Annotated in this window: 24 protein-coding genes and 2 pseudogenes; 9 read left to right on the forward strand and 17 right to left on the reverse strand. The window is 70.9% G+C overall.

Annotation, left to right across the window (positions count from 1 at the left end; genetic code table 11):
- Positions 1–336: a sec-independent translocase gene (locus ABD268_RS10865; protein WP_344151365.1), complete on the forward strand. Its 336-nt coding sequence runs from the start codon at positions 1–3 to the stop codon at positions 334–336.
- Positions 337–351: 15 nt separating this feature from the next.
- Here ABD268_RS10865 and ABD268_RS10870 read toward each other — a convergent pair whose 3' ends face one another.
- Positions 352–885, reverse strand: coding sequence for a hypothetical protein (locus ABD268_RS10870; RefSeq protein ID WP_344151368.1), 534 nt, complete (start codon positions 883–885; stop codon positions 352–354).
- Positions 886–967: 82 nt separating this feature from the next.
- Positions 968–1192: a hypothetical protein gene (locus tag ABD268_RS10875; RefSeq protein WP_344151371.1), complete on the reverse strand. Its 225-nt coding sequence runs from the start codon at positions 1190–1192 to the stop codon at positions 968–970.
- 161 nt (positions 1193–1353) lie between these two features.
- On the opposite strand from ABD268_RS10875, the gene ABD268_RS10880 reads away from it, so the two are divergent.
- Together ABD268_RS10880 and ABD268_RS10885 are read left to right on the forward strand one after the other, a co-directional pair.
- On the forward strand, positions 1354–2001 hold the full coding sequence (locus ABD268_RS10880; RefSeq protein ID WP_344151374.1) for a LysM peptidoglycan-binding domain-containing protein: 648 nt from the start codon (positions 1354–1356) through the stop codon (positions 1999–2001).
- A 24-nt stretch (positions 2002–2025) separates the two neighbouring features.
- A complete protein-coding gene (locus ABD268_RS10885; RefSeq protein ID WP_344151377.1) occupies positions 2026–2535 on the forward strand; it encodes an Rv3235 family protein in 510 nt (169 codons plus the stop codon).
- 100 nt (positions 2536–2635) lie between these two features.
- Here ABD268_RS10885 and ABD268_RS10890 read toward each other — a convergent pair whose 3' ends face one another.
- Complete coding sequence (locus tag ABD268_RS10890) at positions 2636–3814, reverse strand: hypothetical protein (RefSeq protein ID WP_344151380.1); 1179 nt, start codon at positions 3812–3814, stop codon at positions 2636–2638.
- Positions 3815–3894: 80 nt separating this feature from the next.
- On the opposite strand from ABD268_RS10890, the gene ABD268_RS10895 reads away from it, so the two are divergent.
- A complete protein-coding gene (locus ABD268_RS10895) occupies positions 3895–4542 on the forward strand; it encodes an SRPBCC domain-containing protein (RefSeq protein WP_344151383.1) in 648 nt (215 codons plus the stop codon).
- A 153-nt stretch (positions 4543–4695) separates the two neighbouring features.
- A pseudogene (locus tag ABD268_RS22825) lies at positions 4696–4989 on the forward strand (MBL fold metallo-hydrolase); the annotation flags it as partial.
- A gap of 49 nt (positions 4990–5038) precedes the next feature.
- Here the strand turns inward: ABD268_RS22825 and ABD268_RS10900 are convergent.
- The 7 genes from ABD268_RS10900 to ABD268_RS10930 all read right to left on the reverse strand — a co-directional run bounded on the left by ABD268_RS10900 (position 5039) and on the right by ABD268_RS10930 (position 8931).
- Complete coding sequence (locus tag ABD268_RS10900) at positions 5039–5392, reverse strand: hypothetical protein (RefSeq protein ID WP_344151386.1); 354 nt, start codon at positions 5390–5392, stop codon at positions 5039–5041.
- 112 nt (positions 5393–5504) lie between these two features.
- Positions 5505–5768, reverse strand: a complete 264-nt coding sequence (locus tag ABD268_RS10905) for a hypothetical protein (RefSeq protein ID WP_344151389.1) — start codon at positions 5766–5768, stop codon at positions 5505–5507.
- Positions 5769–6098: 330 nt separating this feature from the next.
- Positions 6099–6566: a GNAT family N-acetyltransferase gene (locus ABD268_RS10910; RefSeq protein WP_344151392.1), complete on the reverse strand. Its 468-nt coding sequence runs from the start codon at positions 6564–6566 to the stop codon at positions 6099–6101.
- Positions 6567–6663: 97 nt separating this feature from the next.
- Positions 6664–7071, reverse strand: coding sequence for a hypothetical protein (locus ABD268_RS10915; RefSeq protein WP_344151395.1), 408 nt, complete (start codon positions 7069–7071; stop codon positions 6664–6666).
- Positions 7072–7177: 106 nt separating this feature from the next.
- Entirely contained in the window at positions 7178–7972 is a 795-nt protein-coding gene (locus ABD268_RS10920) for an SMP-30/gluconolactonase/LRE family protein (RefSeq protein ID WP_344151398.1), read from the reverse strand.
- Between the two features lie 135 nt (positions 7973–8107).
- A complete protein-coding gene (locus tag ABD268_RS10925; RefSeq protein WP_344151401.1) occupies positions 8108–8533 on the reverse strand; it encodes a calcium-binding protein in 426 nt (141 codons plus the stop codon).
- Between the two features lie 113 nt (positions 8534–8646).
- Positions 8647–8931, reverse strand: a complete 285-nt coding sequence (locus ABD268_RS10930; protein ID WP_344151404.1) for a hypothetical protein — start codon at positions 8929–8931, stop codon at positions 8647–8649.
- A gap of 46 nt (positions 8932–8977) precedes the next feature.
- On the opposite strand from ABD268_RS10930, the pseudogene ABD268_RS10935 reads away from it, so the two are divergent.
- Both ABD268_RS10935 and ABD268_RS10940 read left to right on the forward strand, forming a co-directional pair.
- Positions 8978–9439 (forward strand): annotated as a pseudogene (locus ABD268_RS10935) (DUF222 domain-containing protein); the annotation flags it as partial.
- A gap of 217 nt (positions 9440–9656) precedes the next feature.
- Complete coding sequence (locus tag ABD268_RS10940; RefSeq protein WP_344151450.1) at positions 9657–10019, forward strand: hypothetical protein; 363 nt, start codon at positions 9657–9659, stop codon at positions 10017–10019.
- A 55-nt stretch (positions 10020–10074) separates the two neighbouring features.
- Here the strand turns inward: ABD268_RS10940 and ABD268_RS10945 are convergent, their stop codons facing one another.
- The 3 genes from ABD268_RS10945 to secA all read right to left on the reverse strand — a co-directional run bounded on the left by ABD268_RS10945 (position 10075) and on the right by secA (position 14086).
- Positions 10075–10314 carry a helix-turn-helix domain-containing protein gene (locus ABD268_RS10945; protein WP_344151407.1) on the reverse strand — a complete coding sequence of 80 codons (240 nt, stop codon included), beginning with the start codon at positions 10312–10314 and terminating at the stop codon, positions 10075–10077.
- Positions 10314–11081 (reverse strand): DUF2975 domain-containing protein, encoded by a 768-nt coding sequence (locus ABD268_RS10950; RefSeq protein WP_344151410.1) that lies wholly within the window; start codon positions 11079–11081, stop codon positions 10314–10316. The genes ABD268_RS10945 and ABD268_RS10950 overlap by 1 nt, the downstream gene beginning before the upstream one ends.
- 206 nt (positions 11082–11287) lie before the next feature.
- A complete protein-coding gene (gene secA / locus ABD268_RS10955; protein ID WP_344151413.1) occupies positions 11288–14086 on the reverse strand; it encodes a preprotein translocase subunit SecA in 2799 nt (932 codons plus the stop codon).
- 141 nt (positions 14087–14227) lie between these two features.
- Here secA and ABD268_RS10960 point away from each other — a divergent pair, with 141 nt between their 5' ends.
- Both ABD268_RS10960 and ABD268_RS10965 read left to right on the forward strand, forming a co-directional pair.
- A complete protein-coding gene (locus ABD268_RS10960; protein ID WP_344151416.1) occupies positions 14228–14824 on the forward strand; it encodes a TetR/AcrR family transcriptional regulator in 597 nt (198 codons plus the stop codon).
- A gap of 50 nt (positions 14825–14874) precedes the next feature.
- Positions 14875–15966 (forward strand): glycosyltransferase, encoded by a 1092-nt coding sequence (locus ABD268_RS10965; protein WP_344151419.1) that lies wholly within the window; start codon positions 14875–14877, stop codon positions 15964–15966.
- Here ABD268_RS10965 and ABD268_RS10970 read toward each other — a convergent pair.
- From ABD268_RS10970 to ABD268_RS10985, 4 genes are all read right to left on the reverse strand, one after another.
- The gene (locus ABD268_RS10970; RefSeq protein WP_344151422.1) at positions 15914–17101 is read right to left on the reverse strand and encodes a winged helix-turn-helix domain-containing protein; all 1188 of its coding nucleotides are present in this window, start codon (positions 17099–17101) and stop codon (positions 15914–15916) included. The genes ABD268_RS10965 and ABD268_RS10970 overlap by 53 nt on opposite strands.
- A 157-nt stretch (positions 17102–17258) precedes the next feature.
- On the reverse strand, positions 17259–17942 hold the full coding sequence (locus ABD268_RS10975; RefSeq protein ID WP_344151425.1) for a response regulator: 684 nt from the start codon (positions 17940–17942) through the stop codon (positions 17259–17261).
- A gap of 112 nt (positions 17943–18054) precedes the next feature.
- The gene (gene hpf, locus ABD268_RS10980; RefSeq protein ID WP_344151428.1) at positions 18055–18678 is read right to left on the reverse strand and encodes a ribosome hibernation-promoting factor, HPF/YfiA family; all 624 of its coding nucleotides are present in this window, start codon (positions 18676–18678) and stop codon (positions 18055–18057) included.
- Positions 18679–19075: 397 nt separating this feature from the next.
- Positions 19076–19834: a ComF family protein gene (locus tag ABD268_RS10985; RefSeq protein WP_344151430.1), complete on the reverse strand. Its 759-nt coding sequence runs from the start codon at positions 19832–19834 to the stop codon at positions 19076–19078.
- Between the last annotated feature and the right edge of the window lie 188 nt (positions 19835–20022).

Consider the following 20022-nt stretch of genomic DNA (forward strand, 5'->3'; position numbering starts at 1 on the left):
GTGTTCGGGGTCGGCCTGCCGGAGATGGCAGTCATCGCCTTCGTGGCGGTGCTGGTCTTCGGCCCGGACAAGCTGCCCGAGTTCGCCCGCCAGGCCGGGCAGCTCGTGCGCAAGGCGCGTGGCTTCGCGAACGCCGCGCGCGACGAGCTCCGTACCGAGCTCGGACCCGAGTACGCCGACCTCGAGCTGCGTGACCTCGACCCCCGCACGATCGTGCGCAAGCACATCGTCGAGGCGATGGAGGAGGCCGACCGCGAGGAGGCCGCCCCCCGCCGCCGCGGCCTGCGCCCGCTCGACGACGGCGAGCTGCCGCCGTACGACGCGGACGCCACCTGAGCGCTCGCCCCGCGCTCAGTCGCGGCTCTGGACGGCCACCAGGGCGCTGAACGGGACCAGCTCCACCCGGCCCTCCCCCACCCGCGCCTCGACGAAGTCGGCGCCGACGCGACGCAGCACGGCTTCGTGACGGCCGCCGTCGGCCAGGTGGAGGACGCACCGGTCGGCCGCCTCGGCGATCCGGCGCAGCGCCGAGCCAAGACCCAGCTTCGCGATCGGGGACCAGGCCACCTCCGGCACGGAGCGCTCCGAGGCGCCGAGCACCCGCGCAACCCCGCCGACGTTCACGACCCAGTCCTGCGCCGGGCCTCGTAGCAGGCACCAGCCCGCGCCCACCCGCTCGATCACCCCGCTGACGGGACCGGTGCCCCGGAGGTCCAGGACGACCTCGTCTCCGACCGAGGCCATCAGCCGGCTGGCCAACGTGACGTGGTGGTACTCCGCCCGGCTGCGGTCGGCCAGCTCGACGCCGCGCTCGGCGTCGTACATCGCCTCCGCCTGCTGCTCGAGGTCGTCGAGGAAGGTGAAGAGCTCTGCTTCCCAGGACATGTGCCGACCCTGCCATGTTCCGGGCGGTTGCGTTGGCGCCTCTGCGCAGGTGCCCGGAACACGTGCTCCCGAGCGGTCGCCGTCACTCCTGCCCTTCGTCAGGCAGGAGCCACTCGGCCGGAGCGAACTCACGGCCGTAGTCGACACAGGCCTCGTTCTCGCAGCGACCCTGCGTCTCGAAGGTGATCCCGGCGTTGCCGGAAGCGGTGAGCAACGCGGCGTTCTCGCGCGACAGGTGACCCCCGTGCCGCAGCGGCTGTCCACAGGTGGGGCAGTGCGGGTCCACGACCTCCGGCTCCTCGTCCATCCCTCCACGGTAGGCGCGGCCGAAGGCCGTGACCACGTGGTCTGGCTCGCGAGGGCACCGGGCCGCCTCGTCCCCGCTCACATCACCTGTGCATGAGTTGTTGACGACTCAGGTAAAGAAGCGTTCACTGAGGCAAACGGAAGCAAACGCAAGGATCTCGGATGAGTGGACAGGTCGCAGGGACGAGGCTTCGGTGCCTGGCCGTCTGGCTGGGCGCCACCGCGGTGCTGGGCGCGCTGGCGTGCCTCCTGCTGCCCGACGTGGTCGCCGCGCACCACGCCGTCACCGGCCGGGGAGTCACCGGCCAGCCGTTCGAGCGGTTGCTGGAGTGGTCGTGCGCCGGCGTCGCCGCCGTGGGTGCGTCCTGGCTGTGGATCCTCACCACGCTGGTCACCGTCGAGGCGGCCCGTGGCGAGGGCCGGCGGCCCGTCCGTGGCGTCCCCGCTCCCCTGCGCCGGCTGGTGCTCGCCGCGTGCGGCGTCGCGCTCACCGGAGGTCTCGCCGCCCCGGCCCTCGCCACACCGGGCGAGATGCACCAGGACCACGCGGGGGCGGTGTCCGTCTCTCCGGTGCAGGGCCTGCCGCTGCCCGACCGGGCCACCGGCGCTGTCCCCGGGGGCGGTCGGATGAGCCGGCCGGGACCGGCTCCCTCCACCCCGCTCATGGTGGTGCGCGTCGGCGACACCCTCTGGGACCTCGCGGGCGAGAGCCCCGCCTGGCACCGGATCTACGAGCTGAACCGGGACGTCATCGGCCCGGACCCCGACCTGATCAGGCCCGGCCAGCGGCTGCGCCTGCCCCGTCCCTGATCCACCGGACCGAGAGGAGCTCCCATGTCACCGTCCCACGAGAAGGTCGTCCGGCTGAGGCCGCCGGTGCCCGTCGACAGCGTCCAGGGCACGCTCGCACTGGACCTCCAGCCCCGCTTCGACCCGCCTGACCTGGCACCCGGCACGGCCCGGCCCGCCGGCGACGTCATCCCCATCGACCAGGGGGTGCGCCGCCACATCGAGCAGTGGTCGCGCCGCTACGCCCAGGCCGCCGTCGAGATCGTCGGCGGCGACCGGCCCGTCTCGCAGCTGCTGCGGTGGTCGAGCCGCAGCGTGTACGCCGACCTCCAGCGCCGCGCGCTGCTCGTCGCCCGGGCCGGCCACCACACCCCCGGACAGGGGCGGGTACAGCCGGTCCGGCCCCAGGTGATGGGCGTGCGGACCTGCTTCCTCTCCCGCCAGGCGGTCGAGGTCAGCGTCCACGTGCGCTACGGCCGGCGCTCGCGCGCGCTGGCCGCGCGGTTCGAGCTGCGCACCGGCCGCTGGCAGTGCACCGCGCTGGAGTTCGCCTGAGCTAGCTCACGCACCTGCTCATGTCGCCGAGCCGGCTGGCATGCCAGAGCGCGCCATCCGCGGCTACGTGTTACTGCTCCAACGGCAGCGGCCGTCGGCGTCACGACGAGGCGAACTCCGGATGGGGACCCAGACCCGTCCGGTGACGCACCAGAGCCACGACCTCTTCGGCGACCCCTCGGGCCAGGGGTGCCGGATCCCGGCCCGGCAGCGACGAATCGGGCCGGTCCACGAAGACTCGCAGCCGATGCTCGCCGCGGCGACTGCGGACCCGTGCCCGCTCCCCGCCGTAGCTGATCTCGACCTCCAGCAGCCGGATGCCGGCGCCCCGCCACCAGTCCTGGCCGGACGGCGAGGCGAACCGGGTCATCTCGGCGATGAAGGCGTCGTGGAAGCGATCGATCTGGCGGGTCCGGATCGGGCCGCCGCCCAGGAACACGATGCGGGCAGGCTGTTCGGCCGCGGTCTCGCCGCGGCCCTCGACCTGGACGCCCAGAGCCGGAGGCGCCGGGTCGCCGGCGGGCACCGGCCGGACGCTCATGTAGTCCGCGACCACTCCACGCCATGCACCGTCCTCGCGTGAAAGGCTCAGCTGTCCGCCGCGCACCGACGGCACCCAGTCGTAGGGCACCAGCGACACGTGGTCCTTGCCCTGCCACCGCAGCGACTTCGCGGCACGGCGGAACCCCGCGCTCGTGCAGAACGCCAGCGCCTCGTCCGAGGACGCCACAGTGACGCCGTCGTCGCGGCGGACGACGCGAAGCCGTACCCGGCCGTACCCGTCCGGAGGAAGCCTGAAGTCAGCGCGCGCCTCGTGGCGCCGGTCCGGGGACGCCTTCGGCGCCGAGCTCCACCGATACTCGAGGCCACGATCGAGCACCTGCCGCCGGCAGCGCTCGAGAACGTTGACGTCCCAGCCGCGCGCAACCGCGAGCCGGCCCACCAGCCCGTGCACGGCCTCCAGCAGCATGCGCGCCCTCAGCTGCGGGGCGCGTGCCGCGAACCCGGTCGGCACGTGCATGTGGGCCATCTCGAACCCCTCGCGAACGGGGTCCACCTGCACGGTGGCGCGCACGTGCTCGAGACCCGGGGCGTGACGGATGAACAGCCGCAGCTCACTGACGCGGTTGGCCAACCCGAGCTCCGGGAGGGCCTCGCTGTAGAGCTCCGCGATGGACCGGCAGCCACGGATCGCGACGTCCGCGACTTCGTCCTCGTCGGTGGGCCGGTCGGCGCGGGCCTGGGCCGGCCACGGGTACACGTACGACAGCGTGGGCATGTCGGCATTGTGCCCGGACGCCGAGCGGATCTCGGCCGCTCGCCCGGCCCGGGCACACGGACATGGCATCGGCGTGGACCATGACCGCATTCGACCTCACCGTCACGATCACCCGCGGGAACATCACCGAGATCGACTTCGAGGGGCTCTCGCCGGCCGAGACGTTCTTCGTGTGGGACGACGCGAGGAGGCCGTGGCCAGCCCATAGGCTCGCTGCCGTGCCATTGGTCCACATTGATGAATCGGTCAACCTCAGCCTCACGTGGCGTGTCGAAGTGCCTCGTGCTCGGGTGTGGCAGTGCCTGACGGATGCCGACCTGCTGAGTCAGTGGCTGGGCGAGCTGGTCAGCGGTGCGATCGGGGCTGATTCGAGCTTCGAGGTCAATCACGGCGACAGCTACTGCTGCCGATCGACCGTAGTGACTTGCGCCGAGCCAAGCAGGCTCGACTTCACCTGGCAGTTCCCCGATGAGCCAGCCTCGACGGTCGCCCTCGAGCTCGACGAGTCGGATGGCACCACCGACCTTCGGCTGAGCCACAGGGCGCTCGGTGACCTCGCGGAGTCATACAGGGATGGATGGTGCGTTCACCTGAGCTATCTGGAGGCCGCAGCGCTCGGGACACCGTTACCGCCATCGATGTTCTGGCGGCTGCACGGAACCATGGCGCAACTCAACCTGCGCGGAAGCGGCATCCACCTGAGCGGTCGACCGGTGAACATGGAATGACCGCACATCGCTGCGGCTTCAGGCGGATCTCGGCATGAGCGCAGACCTGTCGATGGGCAATCGAGCCGCCGCGCCCAGGGTGCTCGATGCCGAGGCACTCAACTGCCCAACACGATTGCGGCCGGGCGGAGGTCTCTGCAGAGTGAGACCGTGATGAATCAGGTGGCCGACGGCGTCTGGGTCCGGCAGAGCGAGTGGGTCTGGAGCAATGCCATCGCGGTGCGCGCGGAGGGTGGGCTGATCCTGGTCGATCCCGGCATCGACGGTTCCGATCTGAACCAGCTCGCCGACGACGTGGACCGACTCGGCATTCCGGTGGTCGCCGGGTTCTCCACCCATCCCCACTGGGACCACCTGCTCTGGCATCCCCGGTTCGGCGACGTGCCGCGCTACGCCACCCCCGCCGGCGCCCACGCTGCCAGTGAAGCCCGAGAGCGGGCGCAGCGAATGGCGGCTGAGAGCGCGTCGGGCATCCCTCTCGAGCTGATCGGGCTCCTCACCCCGCTGCCCCGCGGACGGCGTACCCCTGCCGGGCGAGATCGTCGAGCATCAGGCGCACGCCATCGGCCACGCCGCGGTCCTCCTCGCGGACCGTGGCGTCCTGCTCGCCGGCGACATGCTCTCCGACGTCCTGATCCCGCTCCTCGACCCTCGCCGCCCCGATCAGGTGGGCGCCTACGAGACGGCCCTCGACCGGCTGGGTGAGGCCGTCAAGCACGTCGATGTCCTGGTCCCCGGCCACGGCGCCGTGGCCGCGGGTCCCGAGGTGGCGGCCCGCCTCGCCGCCGATCATGCCTACATCGACGCGCTGCGGCGAGGAGATGACCCGGCCGACGCGCGTCTGGGCCAAGACTGGCTCGCCGGCCCCCACCAGTCGAACCTGGAGCAGGCACGACACGCATCCGGATGAGCTTCGGCGTGATGGCGTCGTGGTCGCCACAGCCCACGCTGACTGCGGCACGTCAGCGCATCTGCGAGGCATCCCACCAGAACCAGAGCGCGGGAGCCGTGCACACCAGTGCGGTCACGACCACCCGCAGGTGTGGCCGCATGACGATGGAGGCCAGCAGCCAGGGGATGAGCACCGTCAGTGTGAGCCCGCGTGCCCCATCCAGAACGGCAGCGACATCCTCAGGCGCAGGGTGCTCGGCAGACACGCCGAAGGCGAGCCAGGGCAAGGCGTACCCCTCATAACCGAGCGTGGCCACACCAGCGACCACCAGCACCAGCCAACCCCAGGCGGGCCAGCCCCGCAATCGCAGAGGCGGTCGGGACGAGGCCGAAACCATTCGTGGCGGGTGCGCGCTGGGTCGGTGGCTCATGACGACCACATTGTCGCGGCAGTCGCGGACAAGGATCCGCTTTCATACTCAAGCTGCTGGGCGCGCAGATCGGCAGGACCGCCCGCTCGACAAGGGGAGTCGCCGACGACCGGTTGCTGAGCCCCGATGGAAGCGTCACACCGGGTCCCGCCTTGGCCGAGGTGGAGGGCAGATGGATGACGGGCATCGCGGCGATGGCAGCGGCGGGCGGTGGGCACCGCTCCGGCACCGGCGTCAGGTGCGCAGCTCCATCCGGTGCTCCGGGGGCTCGTCGGCCGGCCACCCCTCTGGGATTCCTGTATCGACGAACCCAGCCCGTTCATACGACTTTCGCGCGCGGGTGTTGTCGCTGCGAACCATCAGGTAGGTCGTCCTGTCCTGGCCAGCGGCCCACTCCACCACCGCGTCGATGAGTTGACCGGCAACACCCGTTCCTCGAGCTGCCGGGGCCACCCACATCGAGATCAGTTCAACCCATGTCTCGCCGACAGGCTGTCCGCTGACGACACCGACCACCTTCGTCGCTCTCTGCGCCAGGAGAGTCAGCGGAACCTGAGTCAGGCGGGACTGCCAGCGCTCGGCGGGGGCATCGACCCAGTCGGCATGTCGCGAACCGAAAGCCGCTGGAGACTCGGACAACGACGCAAGCCGCACCGCCCGAAACTTCTCCCAATCGGCAGGTCCGATCCGCGTGATGTCCACCGGCTGAACCTAGCAAGGGACAGGACGATCAAACGTCCGGAACCGGCGCCTCGAGGCGATCCGGCGGCACGTTCAGGCACACCACGGTCAGCTGGGGTCAAGCCGCCCTGTTGCGAGCACAGGGGACCGCGGCCAATCGCCCGACTGCGGCCGCAACCCCCAGCAAGACCGCAACTTCGAACTCTCCCCACCAGATGATGGGGCCAGCCACGAGGCCGAGGGCGGCAGCAAGTACGACTGCCGGCCACTGAGACGTCGCTTTCCGCGTTGCGAGATGAACCACGAACGCACCGACCGAGCCGATGACGGCGGTAGGCACGACACCAAACACCATGACCACGACGACAACGTCCACGAAATCATCCGCGGTGCCCTGTTGAAGAGCGTCGACAACGCCGATTTCCACAGCAAGCGTGGTCAGGCTGACAGCGAGCGCCAACACGTAGCCGCGCACACCAAGCGCCAGAGGTGAGGCCGAGCCTCGTTTTCCCGCCGGTTCAACCACCTGCGCAGCATGGCACGCGAGTCGTCCAGACCGTCCAGTTCGCTCATCGGCTGCGCGCATCCATTACTGCTCGCCGGCGACACCGCCCTGAACTGGTCGAGCCGGTTCATGGGCGGGCGGCCCGCGGTACCGTCACCCGCTTGGTGGACACCACGCCGTCCCAGGCGCCCTCGGGGCCGTAGCGGTTCGCGACGATGTACAGCGTGCGGCCGTCGTCCCCGCCCAGCATGCAGGCGAAGGCACCCCGGTCGACCAGGACGGTCTCCAGCACCTCACCGCCCTCGGCCACCCGGACACATTTCTGCTGGGGGACCGAGGCGTACCAGACTGCACCGGACTCGTCGACGCAGATGCCGTCCGGCGCCTCGTGCTCACCCAACGCTGCCCACACCCGTCGGTCCGTGAGCGAACCATCGGACGCCAGCGTCCAGGCCGTCAGTCGGTCTGCATGGGACTCGGCCACGACCAGCGTGGTGTCGTCGATGATCACCATGCCGTTGGGGAACCAGACATCGCCGGCAACCTGCTCCCAGGAGCCGTCCGGGCGCACGACACTGACCAAGCCAGGCTTGCGTTCTTCCCCGGGCATGGAGCCGGGCATGTCTACCCAGCAGTTGCCGCGGCGGTCCACCACGATCTCGTTGAAGGGCTGACCGGCCGCCCCGTAGGGCGCCAGCGGGGTGCCGGCCAACACGCCACCGGGGGTGGTGACCACGAGTCGTCCGTCCGGCAGCCAGTCGATCGAGAACGGCAGCCCCTCGACGCGTGCCTCCACCCGACGATCGCCCGAGGACGAGAAGGACAGCACCTCGCCGGCCATCCAGTCGCACATCCAGAACCGGCCCTCGTGCCACCGGGGCGATTCCCCCATCGCGATCCCCGTGGCGAAGATCTCCGTCATGATGAGACCGACTCCCGCCCGTCACCGAACTCATCGGTCAGCGGCTCCAGATGAGGACCGTGCTCGAGGTGCGGGGGTCTCACCCTTGAGAGCGGAAGAGAACCGCCTCCCGCTCTGGGCCTCACCGAGGGGCGGTCATGGCGCAACCATGCGCTCGCAGTGCGACATGCCAAAGCCCTTGTAGGTCGCGATCACGGTGTCCCGACCCGGGCCGCAGTGAATGGTCGGGAATTCCCATCCATGAATCTCGAGAACCCTCACGGTGTCGTTTCCCGCGCCGGCGTAGACAGCGTCAGGCGTCCTGGCACTGATTCGATCCGGTCCGGGACCTCCACGCAGAACGTCCTTCCTCGAGTCATCGCCGGGGTACAGCTTGTCAGCGCCTCCACTGCCTCGCAGTGTGTCTTTGCCGCCGAAGCCGTGGATGGAGTCCGCCGACTGTGTGCCGACGAGCACGTCGGGTCCGCTGGTGCCGTTGATGACCGCGGCGCGTGCTGGCGCGGCAAGGCTGACAGCGAGCAGCGTCGTGGCCGGTAGAGCGCGAATCATTGCGGTTCTCATGATGGCCTCACTGAAGGAGACAGACGACCCGCCTCGGCCCCCGGAGCCCTCCTCCCGAAGCCTCCCGGTGTTCGAGGACCGGCACCAGCGACGAAGGTCACCCGTCCGTGGTCTCACCAGATCTCGGCATCATCCCGGTGATCGCCTGGTCGCGGCAGCGAGACCTGGTGGGAATCCCAGTGTCGGTGGTCGGTCCTGGGGTCGGGGACATGATCGAGAGCGGGCGGGACAGGATGCGCGGCCGGGCCGCGCCGCTGCCCACGCCCGAGACCGTCGAGGGCTGGATCACCGCGCTCCAGGGCGACGGCCAGCAGCTGACCGACGCCGAGCGGATCGACCTGATCCGGACCCTGGAGCGGCTCACCTGCGTCGCCGAGGCCCGCCCAGACGGTGGTCACCGGCGAGTTCGACACCTCCCAACGCGCCCAGGCCGCCGCGGCCGGGGTGCCCGCGGCCCGGCAGGGCCGCGGCATCGCCGCCCAGGTCGCCCTGGCCCGACGCGAGTCCCCGCACCGCGGCCAACAACACCTCGGCCTGGCCCGGGTGCTGCGCGACGAGATGCCCCACACCCTGCACGCCTTCCGGACCGGCCGGATCACCGGCTGGAAGGCCACCATCCTCGCCCGGGAGACCGGCTGCCTGAGCCTGGCCGACCGCCGCCGCGTCGACACCGACCTCGCCGGCGACCCCACCGCCCTGGAGGCCATGGGCGAGCGGGAGCTCACCACCACGACCCGGCAACGCGCCGCCCGGCTCGACCCCGCCGCCGTGGCCGCACGCCGGCGCCGCGCCCAGTCCGAGCGGCACACCACCCTGCGCCCCGCCCCCGACACCATGGCCTGGTTCACCGCCCTGCTCCCGGTCAAGGACGGCGTCGCCGTGCACGCCGCGCTGCTCCGCGAGGTCGACCGGCTCCAGGCCGCCGGCGACCCCCGCAGCCGCGGCCAGATCATGGCCGACACCGTCGTCGGCCGGATCCTGTCCCCGCACCTGCCACGTCGAGGGGTACGGCCCGGTCCCCGGCGACCTGCTCCGCGAGTGGATCGCCGACCACCTCGACCAGGACGTCGAGGTCTGGCTGCGCCGGCTCTACCAACGCCCCCGCACCGGGGAGCTGGTCGCCATGGACTCCCGCGCCCGCCGGTTCACCGGCCGCCTCGCCGACTACCTCCGGCTCCGGGACCGGACCTGCCGCACCCCCTGGTGCGACGCCCCGATCCGACACCTCGACCACGCCGAGGACCACGCCCACGGCGGCCCCACCGACGCCGTCGACGGCCAGGGCCTCTGCGAGACCTGCAACCACGCCAAGCAGGCCCGCGGCTGGACCGCCCGGCCCCGCCCCGGACCCCGCCACACCACCGAGACCACCACCCCCACCGGGCACCGCTACCGGTCCACCGCCCCGCCCACCCCCGGCTGGACCCGCAGGCCACCGGCCCGGGTCGACATCGCCTACCGGCCCGTCGAGCTCGACGCCGCCTGACTGAGTGTGTCCCATTGGCGGCCGCGCGCCGGTGTCCCGTTCACCGGAACTGAGCTCACCGACGTGTGGGGCGGGTGTGCCCCGACGCGTCGTCCGGGACGTGGGTCAGCAGGTCGCCGGGTTGGCAGTCGAGTTCTCGGCAGATCGCATCGAGGGTCGAGAGACGGATCGCCCGCGCCTTGCCCGTCTTGAGGATCGAGAGGTTGGCGACGGTGATGCCGACGCGATCAGCCAGTTCCGTGAGGGTCATCCTGCGGTCGAGCAGGACGTGGTCGAGGCGGATGTCGATCGCCATCAGACCGTGAGCCTCTGGTCGTGTTCCAGGCGTACGCCGCGCCGGAAGACCTGCGCCAGCAGCAGCAACAGCGCCCCGAACGCCATCCGCGTGAGCTGCAGTCCGCCTGGCTCCATCGACCCCAGCTCCAGGCCCACACCCCGGGCACCGGCACTGACGAGGCCGTATTCCCAGGCCTTGGGGCTGAGGAACAGCCACAGGAAGGGTTCCAGCAGCTCCCAGGCGATCAGGGTGAGGCCGATGACTCGCAGTCGGCGCACGACCTGGTCGGTGAACGGTGCGTCGCGGGAGACGGCGCGCAGCAGCAGCCACAGCTGCGACAGCAGGAAGGCGAGGACAAGCAGGCTGAGCACCGTCATTCCGTACAGGGAGGCGACGAGGGGGTTCCAGCCCGGGTCGGCGTCGAACGACAAGCGCCCCTCGAGGTGGGCTGATACCGCTCGGATGTCTTCGTCCGGAAGCAGGAAAGGGCGGTCCTGGCGTGGGCCGTGAGCGTCGTGGAGGAGAACGTTCTCGCAGTCGCGCTGGGGATCGCGGAGGTTGATACGGCGGCAGACCTCGGTGGACGCGCGGACTCCCCAGGAGGGCTGGTAGCTCATGTCCAGCAGATGGGTGCCAGGCACGAGGCTGATCCGATGGGAGTAATCGCTCGCGCCGGTCAACCCGGCGACACCGACGGCGGCTACCCACAGCGCCCCCAGTGTCGTGACGACCGCGGCCGCCAGCGCGATCCAGCTGGCCACCATGAAGCTGCGGTCCTGGCGCATGTGTTCCTGACCTTCGGTGCGGTCTTATTGAGAAACAATGTGTCCGCGTTGATCTTCGATGTCAAGTCCGAACGACGCCGGCGGGTAGCGCCACTGACAACCTGTGCGGGCGATCTACAGCATCGCGTCCACCACGCTAAGCAGGTCCTCGGCGCGCTTGCCTCGGGTTCCGGTGGCCTCGACGAGCTCGACCACCGGACCCCGAGTCAGCTGATGCGCGCGGTCAGGCCGGTCGGCCCGCCCGGTGCACCGTGGCACTTCTTGAACTTCTTGCCCGAGCCACAGGGGCAGTCGGCGTTGCGGCCGACCCCGGCGTACGGGTCCTCGGCGGCAGCGGCCTTCACCTCGACCTCGCCGTCCTCGCTGGGCGCGGAGTACGAGAGCGCGGTGGGCTGCTGCGGACGGTCGAGCCCCTTGGCGTGGATGTGCGGGACCTCCCGGCCGGGGGCGCCGGGCACCGGCTGCCGCATCGGCTCCAGGACCTCCTCGGCCGCCTCGGGCTCCTCCTCGGCCTCGACCTGGACCTCGAGGTTGAACAGGAAGCCGACGGACTCCTCCTTGATGCCGTCCATCATGGCGGCGAACATGTCGAAGCCCTCGCGCTGGTACTCCACGAGCGGGTCGCGCTGCGAGTAGGCCCGCAGGTAGATGCCCTCGCGGAGGTAGTCCATCTCGTAGAGGTGCTCGCGCCACTTGCGGTCGAGGACCGAGAGGACCACGCGACGCTCGAGCTCGCGCATGACCTCGTCGCCCACCTCGCGCTCGCGGCGGTCGTAGGCCTCGTGGGCGTCCTTGCGGAGAACCTCGATGAGCTCGTCGACCTCGAGGTTGGCACGGCCCCCGGCCTGCTTCTCCAGCACCTCGGGGTCAACCGAGACCGGGAAGATCTGGCGCAGCGCGGTCCACAGCGCCTCGAGGTCCCACTCCTCCGCGAACTCCTGGGTGGCCCCGTTCACGTAGCCGGTGACGACGTCGTCGATGAAGGTGCGGATCTGGTCCTCCAGGTCCGCGCCCTCGAGGACCTTGCGACGCTCGGTGTAGATCACCTTGCGCTGCCGGTCCATCACGTCGTCGTACTTCAGGACGTTCTTGCGGGACTCGAAGTTCTGCGACTCGACCTGGCCCTGGGCGTTGGCGATCGCGTTCGTGACCCGCTTGTTCTCGATCGGGACGTCGTCGGGGATCTTGAGGACCTGGAGCACGCGGTCGACCCAGTCGGACTTGAAGAGCCGCATCAGCTCGTCCTGCAACGACAGGTAGAACCGGGACTCACCCGGGTCGCCCTGACGGCCGGAACGACCACGCAGCTGGTTGTCGATGCGCCGCGACTCGTGGCGCTCGGTGCCGATCACGTAGAGGCCGCCGAGCTCCTTGACCTCGTCGTGCTCCGCGGCGACCTGCGACCGGACCCGGTCGAGGGCGGCGGGCCACTCCGCTTCGTACTCCTCGGAGTGCTCGACGGGGTCGAGGCCCTTGCGGCGCAGCTCGGCGTCGGCCAGGAACTCCACCGACCCACCGAGCATGATGTCGGTGCCTCGACCGGCCATGTTGGTGGCGACGGTGACCGAGCCCTTGTGGCCGGCCATCGCGACGATCTTGGCCTCGTCGGCGTGGACCTTGGCGTTGAGGACGGAGTGCGGGATGCCGCGCTTGCGCATCTCGCTCGCGAGGTGCTCGGACTTCTCCACCGAGACCGTGCCGACGAGGACCGGCTGGCCCTTCTCGTGCCGCTCGGCGATGTCCTGCACGACCGCGTCGTACTTCGCCTCCTCGGTCCGGTAGACGAGGTCGGCCTGGTCGATGCGCTGCATCGGCTTGTTGGTCGGGATCGGGACCACGCCGAGCTTGTAGATCTTGTCGAACTCCGAGGCCTCGGTCATGGCCGTACCGGTCATGCCCGAGAGCTTCTCGTAGAGGCGGAAGTAGTTCTGCAGGGTGACGGTCGCGAGCGTCTGGTACTCCTCGCGGACGGTCACGCCCTCCTTCGCCTCGATCGCCTGGTGGAGGCCGTCGTTGTAGCGGCGACCGGCCAGCATGCGGCCGGTGTGCTCGTCGACGATGAGCACCTCGCCGTCCATGACGACGTACTCCTTGTCGTTGCGGAACAGCTCCTTGGCCTTGATGGAGTTGTTCAGGAAGGAGATCAGCGGGGTGTTGGCCGACTCGTAGAGGTTCTCGATGCCGAGGTGGTCCTCGACCTTGGTGATGCCCGGCTCGAGCACGGAGATCGTGCGCTTCTTCTCGTCGACCTCGTAGTCGACGTCCTTGACCATGGTGCGCGCGATCGCGGCGAACTCGCCGTACCAGCGCACCTCGTCCTGGGTCGGGCCGCTGATGATCAGCGGGGTGCGGGCCTCGTCGATGAGGATCGAGTCGACCTCGTCGACGACCGCGAAGTTGTGGCCGCGCTGCACGCACTCCTCGATGGAGCCGGCCATGTTGTCGCGCAGGTAGTCGAAGCCGAGCTCGTTGTTGGTGCCGTAGGTGATGTCGCAGTTGTAGGCGACACGCCGCTCCTCGGGGCGCATCTCCGGGAGGATCACGCCCACGTCGAGGCCGAGGAAGTGGTGGATCCGACCCATCATCTCGGACTGGTACTTCGCCAGGTAGTCGTTGACGGTGACGACGTGGACGCCCTTGCCGGACAGCGCGTTGAGGTACGACGGCAGCGTGGCGACGAGGGTCTTGCCCTCACCGGTCTTCATCTCGGCGATGTTGCCGAGGTGCAGCGCCGCGCCACCCATGACCTGGACGTCGAACGGCCGCATGCCCGTCACCCGCTTGGCCGCCTCGCGGACAGTCGCGAACGCCTCCGGCATCAGGTCGTCGAGGCTCTCGCCATTCTCCAGGCGCTGCCTGAACTCCGCGGTCATGCCATGGAGCTCGGCGTCGGACATGGCGACGAAGTCGTCCTCGATGGCGTTGACGGCCTGCGCGATCGCCTCGAGCTGGCGCAGGATCTTCCCTTCGCCGATGCGGAGGATCTTGTCAAGAATGGCAGGCACGACGCTGTAACTCCCTGATCAGTTGAGTGCTGCGCCACTCTACCCAGCGCACCGAGCGGACCCTAACCGAACGCGCCCGCACGGAATTTCACGTGAATGCCCATTGACGCGAATATCGGTGCGGCGTTCACTGGAACTGACATGAAGAGCACGCGCAGCTACACCATGACCAGCCGGGCCCGCGCGGTCGAGGAGACCAGGCGGCGGATCCTCGACGCCAGCGTGGAGCTGCACGGTGAGCGGCTGGTCGCGGACATCTCCCTCGACGACATCGCCGAGCGCGCCGGTGTCAGCGTGCAGACCGTGCTGCGCCACTTCGGCAGCCGGGCGGGCCTGGTCGAGGCCTCGGTCGAGCACGGCCGGGCCGAGGTGGAGGCGGAGCGACGGACCCCGGTCGGCGACGTGGCCGCCGCCGTGCGCACGATCGTCGACCACTACGAGCAGCGCGGCGACGGGGTCCTGGTGATGCTCGCCCAGGAGCCCCACCAGGAGCTGATGGCCCGGGTCACCGCAGCCGGCCGGCGCCTGCACGGCGCCTGGGTCGAGGAGGTCTTCGCGCCCTACCTCGACACCGCCGAGGATCCCGCGGCGCTGGCCGACCTGCTCGTGGTCGCCACCGACGTCTACACGTGGAAGCTGCTGCGCCGCGACCGCGGCCTGGGCCGCGACCTCACCGAGAACCGGATCCATCACCTGGTCCGCTCGCTGCTCGGGACGGCCGGACCGGCCCAGCCCTAGGAGTCACCGCGCCCGAGATCCTCTTCGTCACCTGGGACGGCGGCGGCAACGTGCCGCCCGCGCTCGCTATCGCCGCCCAGCTCGCCGGCCGCGGTCACCGGGTCCGCTTCCTCGGCCACGAGGCCAACCGTGCCGCGGTCGGGGCGGCCGGCTTCGAGCACGAGGCCTACGCGACCGCCCGCCCCTTCTCGTCCCGCGCGCCGGGGTCCCCGCTCGCCCAGCTGGCGATGTTCGCCGACCGCGGGATGGGCCGCGACCTGCTCGACTCCCTGCGCCGCTCCCCCGCCGACCTCGTCGTCGTCGACTGCCTGCTGTTCGGCGCCATGGAGGCACTGCGCGAGTCCGCCACCCGCTATGTCGTGCTGGAGCACCTGTACGACGCGTACCTGCGCGGTCCGTGGCTGCACGGTCCGCTCGGCCTGGGGATGCGGGCCCGCCGGCTCCGACCGACCCGCTCGCTGGCCGGCGCGGCGGCCACCCTGGTCGCGACCCTGCCCGAGCTGGACGCCGGCAGCCGACGGTCGCACGCCGAGGGCCTCGACTTCGTGGGCCCGGTGGTCCCGCCGCTGGGCCCACGGCCGGAGGCCCCGGAGCCGGCCGTGCTGATCAGCCTGAGCACCTACGCCTTCCCGGGCATGACCCGGCGCCTGCAGTCCCTGCTCGACGCCGCCGGCGATCTCGACGCCCGGGTCGTCGCCACCACCGGACCGGTGATCGACCCGTCCGACCTGCGGCCGCCGACGAACACCGAGGTCCACCGCTACGTCCCCCACGCCGAGGTGATGCCAAGGATGTCGCTGGTCGTGGGCCACGGGGGTCACGGCACGACCATGCAGGCCCTGGCGCACGACCTGCCGGTGCTCGTGATGCCGATGCACCCGTTCCTGGACCAGCCGATGGTGGGCGCCAGCGTCGCCGGCGCCGGGGCCGGGGCGGTCGTCAGGCGCTCCGCGACGCCGGCGGCCCTGGCCCCGGTGCTCGCGGGCCTGCTCGCCGCGGGCCCGCACCGCGAGGCCGCGGCCCGCCTCGGCGCCGCGATCCGCGCGATGCCGGGTGCGAGGAACGGGGCGGACCGGATCGAGGAGCTGCTCAGGCGAGAGCCGCGAGCGCCGGGGCCAGGTCGCCCCGCGGCTCGACGGTGACCTCCGCCAGGTCGAGCCAGTCCGCCAGGTCACGGAGCTCGGCGGCCAGCTCCTCCGCGGTCTCCGCGGGCGCGCCGGGCTCGGCGTACGCCGCCTTGACCAGCAGGCGACCCGTCCTGCGATCGGCCTTGAGGTCGACCCGGCCGACGATCCGGTCGCCCAGCAGGAACGGCAGCACGTAGTAGCCGTGCACCCGCTGTGCCGCAGGGACGTAGATCTCGATCCGGTAGCGGAAGTCGAAGAGGCGCTCGGTCCGCTCCCGCTCCCACACCAGCGGGTCGAACGGGCTCAGCAGGGCGCGGGCGTGGGCGCGTCGCGGCAGCCGGGCGTCGCGGTGGAGGTACGCCGGGCGCCGCCAGCCGTCGATCGTCACCGGGAGGAGCTCCCCCTCCTCGACGAGCTCGGCGATCGCCGGCCCGGCGTACCGGTGGTGCATCCGGTAGTAGTCGCGCAGGCACTGCGCGGTGGCCACGCCGTGGGACCGGGCGGCGCGGCGGACCAGCTCGCGGCTGGCCTCGGCCGCCGACGGTGTCTCCCGGGCCAGGACCTCCGGCGGGATGACCCGCTCGGGCAGGTCGTAGAGCACCTCGAACTGGCTGTTGCGCCCGGCGATGGCCAGGTCGCCCACCGTGTAGAGGTAGTCCAGCACGCGCCGGGTGTTGGACCAGTTCCAGCCCCAGTGCTCCTTGGTCCGCGGCAGGCCGTCGTCGAGGTCCCGCGCGGTCGAGGGACCGAGCGCGGCGACCTCGTCGATCAGCCCCTTCTCGAGCTCGGGGTCCTCCTCGACGATGCCCCACTTGCCGCGCTTGGCGCGGTGCTCCTCCATACGGTGCTGCATGACCGGCCAGAGGTCCACGGGCATGTACGCCTGCACGTGCGCCCAGTACTCGACGACCCGCCGACGTCGGCCGGTCGAGGCCCGGTCGAGCAGCGAGGTGTCGTAGGGCCCCATCCGGGAGTAGAGCGGCATGTAGTGCGCCCGCTGCAGGACGTTGACCGAGTCGACCTGGAGCACGCCGGTGCGCTCCAGGGTGCGGTTGAAGGTGCGCAGCGTGGGCGTGGCGTGCCGCTTGTCCAGGAACCCCTGCGCGGCGAGCGCGACCCGGCGGGCCTGCGCGGTGCTCAGCGACTGCATGGCGGGAGGCTAGAGCACGGCACCGACGGTGGTCACCGTCGCGCCCACGTCACCGGGTTTCGAGACGCGTCGCGCAGCCCTTCGCAAGCTCCGGTCTGCGCCGACGCTCCTCAACCTGACCTGCCTTGGCAGACCCGGCCTCGTTCCTCGGCCGGCTCTACGGCAGGTCAAGCAGCTTCTCGCGGACGGCGTACATGACCGCCTCCATGCGCGAGTGCAGCTGGAGCTTCTCCAGGATGTTGCGCACGTGGTTCTTGACGGTGTTCTCGCTGATGAAGAGCTGCTTGGCGATCTCGCGGTTGTTCAGCCCCTTGGCCACCAGGCGCAGCACCTCCAGCTCCCGCTCGGTGAGGCGCAGGCCGGGGACGTGCTCGCGCTCGGGGCGCGACATCTGCTTGAACTCGTCGATCAGCTTCACCGCCATCGACGGGCTGATCAGGGACTGGCCGTCCGCGACCACGCGGACCGCCTGCGCCACCTCCTCGATGGAGGAGTCCTTGAGCAGGTAGCCCGAGGCGCCGCTCTTGACCGCCTCGTAGAGGTCGGCCTCCTCGTCGGAGACCGTGAGCATGATGATCTTGGCCGAGGGAACGGCTTCCTTGATCGCCAGGCAGGCCTCGATGCCGGAGCGCTTCGGCATCCGGATGTCGAGCAGGATGACGTCGGGCGCGGCGCTCGCCGCCAGGTCGGTGCCCTCGATGCCGTCGCCCGCCTCGCCGACGACCTCGATGCCGGGCTCGACCGCCAGCAGCATCGTCAGTCCACGGCGGAAGAGCTCCTGGTCATCGACGACGAGGACCCGGATCGGCTCGGGCTCTACCTCGGTCTCGTGATCGGCCACGTGCGCATCATGGCACGTGCGGGGCCCTGATGGGACCCGTGCGGGGCAGACAACGCCGAGGCGGGGTGACCCGATCGGGTCACCCCGCCTCCAGCGACGGCTCGTCGACGGCTCAGTCCCCGGCCCCCAGGTCCAGGGAGATCACGCCGTAGTCGTAGCCACGACGGCGGTAGACGACCGCCGGGCGGTCGTTCTCCTTGTCGACGAACAGGTAGAAGTCGTGCCCCACGAGCTCCATCTCGTAGAGGGCCTGGTCGAGGGTCATCGGACTGGCGGCATGCGTCTTCTCCCGCACCACGAGGGGGCCGTCACCGGTCACGGCGATGGGACCGACCTTGCGCTCGGTCACCGTGTCCTCCTCCTCGCTGGTGAGGGCCTCGAGCTGGCTGTCGGCGAGCGCCTGACCGACCGACACCGGCGCGTGCCGGCCGCGGTGCACGCGACGCCGGTCGGCGGCACGACGCATCTGGGCGGCCATCTTGTCCACGGCCAGGTCCAGCGCACCCATCTTGTCCTCGGCGGCCGCCTCGGCCCGGATCACCGGGCCCTTGGAGAAGGCCGTGAGCTCGAGCCGGACGGCGCGGTCGTGCTGGCGCGGGTTGCGCTCGCACTCCACCTCCACCTGGACCCGCATGATGCGGTGGTCGTGCTTCTCGAGTCGCGTCAGCTTCTCCTCGACGTGACTCCGGAACCGATCGGACAGCTCGCAGTGTCGACCCGTGACCACAACTTCCATGTGAACCTCCCGTTGCTTGGTTGGTTTCTTCCAGCCCCCGCTAGCGCCCTCCGGCAGGCATGCCGGAGCGCGGGTCCGTGAGGACCCGGCGCTCGCTGGTGGATGGAGCCCGTCCGGCCGACCTGGTCTTCGACCCCACAATCGCCTGCTGAGGGGTTCGCAGCTTCTCTGCCACTACTGCCCTTCTCCCGCCCACCGCCGTGTCTGACGACGGGGACGAGGCAGGACTTACGACTAAGCCGCACCGTGATCGGCTTCCCCGGCGGGCGAACCCGGCGGGGAGAGCCTTACGTGGACCGTTTCGCCTGCGACTGGCATCGGCTTGCCTTCGTGACGCCCCGGACCGGGGCGCCTCGAGGACGCAACCACGGACCCGGACGGACTCCATGCACCGACGCTAGTGGGTGTTCTGGCTGGGCGAAACCCTGAGCACCCAAGATTCGCTGTGACTCGCGAGACCACCCGGTGGCAGCCGCCTACGGGTCGCCGCCACGGCCGCCACGGCCGTCACCTGCAGCCCCACGGACTCCAGCGCGCGCTGGGCCTCCCGCGCGGTCGCACCGGTGGTGAGGACGTCGTCGCAGACGACCAGCGACGCCCGGGGCCACCGCTCGCCGAGCCGGCGCAGCGCCGCCGAGGGGCAGTGCATCGAGCCCGCCAGGTTCGCCGCCCGGGCCTCGGCACCCAGGCCGGCCTGGTCGACCACGCCCGGCCGCGTGCGCAGGAGCCTCCGGACGGCCACGTCCCGCCCGGCGGCGGCCAGCAGCGCGGCAGCGCGCGCCGTCAGGGCGTACGTCGGGTCGTAGCCGCGGGCCCGGACGCTGGCCGGCCGCGACGGCACCGGCACCAGGACGACGGGTCCGCGCAACGGGGCCGACGCGGCCAGGGCGGACCGGGCCAGCAGCAGCGCCAGGGGGTCGCGCAGGGCCAGCAGCCGGTGCTCCTTGTGGCCGACCACCATCGCCCGGACCACCCCGTCGTACGGCCCCGCGGCCCACGGCGGCACGAGTCCCGGAGGCACCGGGCTCGGCCACGCGGGCCGGGCGCGCTCCGGCAGCAGGGCCTCGCACCGACCGCACAGCACCCGGCCGGGCCGGGTGCAGCCGACGCAGCGACCGCCGAGCACCAGGTCGGCCAGCGCGTCGAGGAGTCGCACGCCGTCGATGCCACCAGAGTCGGCTCCCGGTCTCAAGGCCGATCGCGGGCCCTGTGGACGAGGGTCAGACGCTATGGCGTGGACCGCACGTCTTCGGTGAGCGTGGGCTCCGCGTGGTTCATCCCTCGATAGTTCATGGTCAAGCCGGCGTGCGGGCCGGCGTCAACGTCGTTCATGCTCGCTGCGCT

It is taken from the genome of Nocardioides koreensis, assembly GCF_039531775.1.
Lineage (GTDB): Bacteria > Actinomycetota > Actinomycetes > Propionibacteriales > Nocardioidaceae > Nocardioides > Nocardioides koreensis.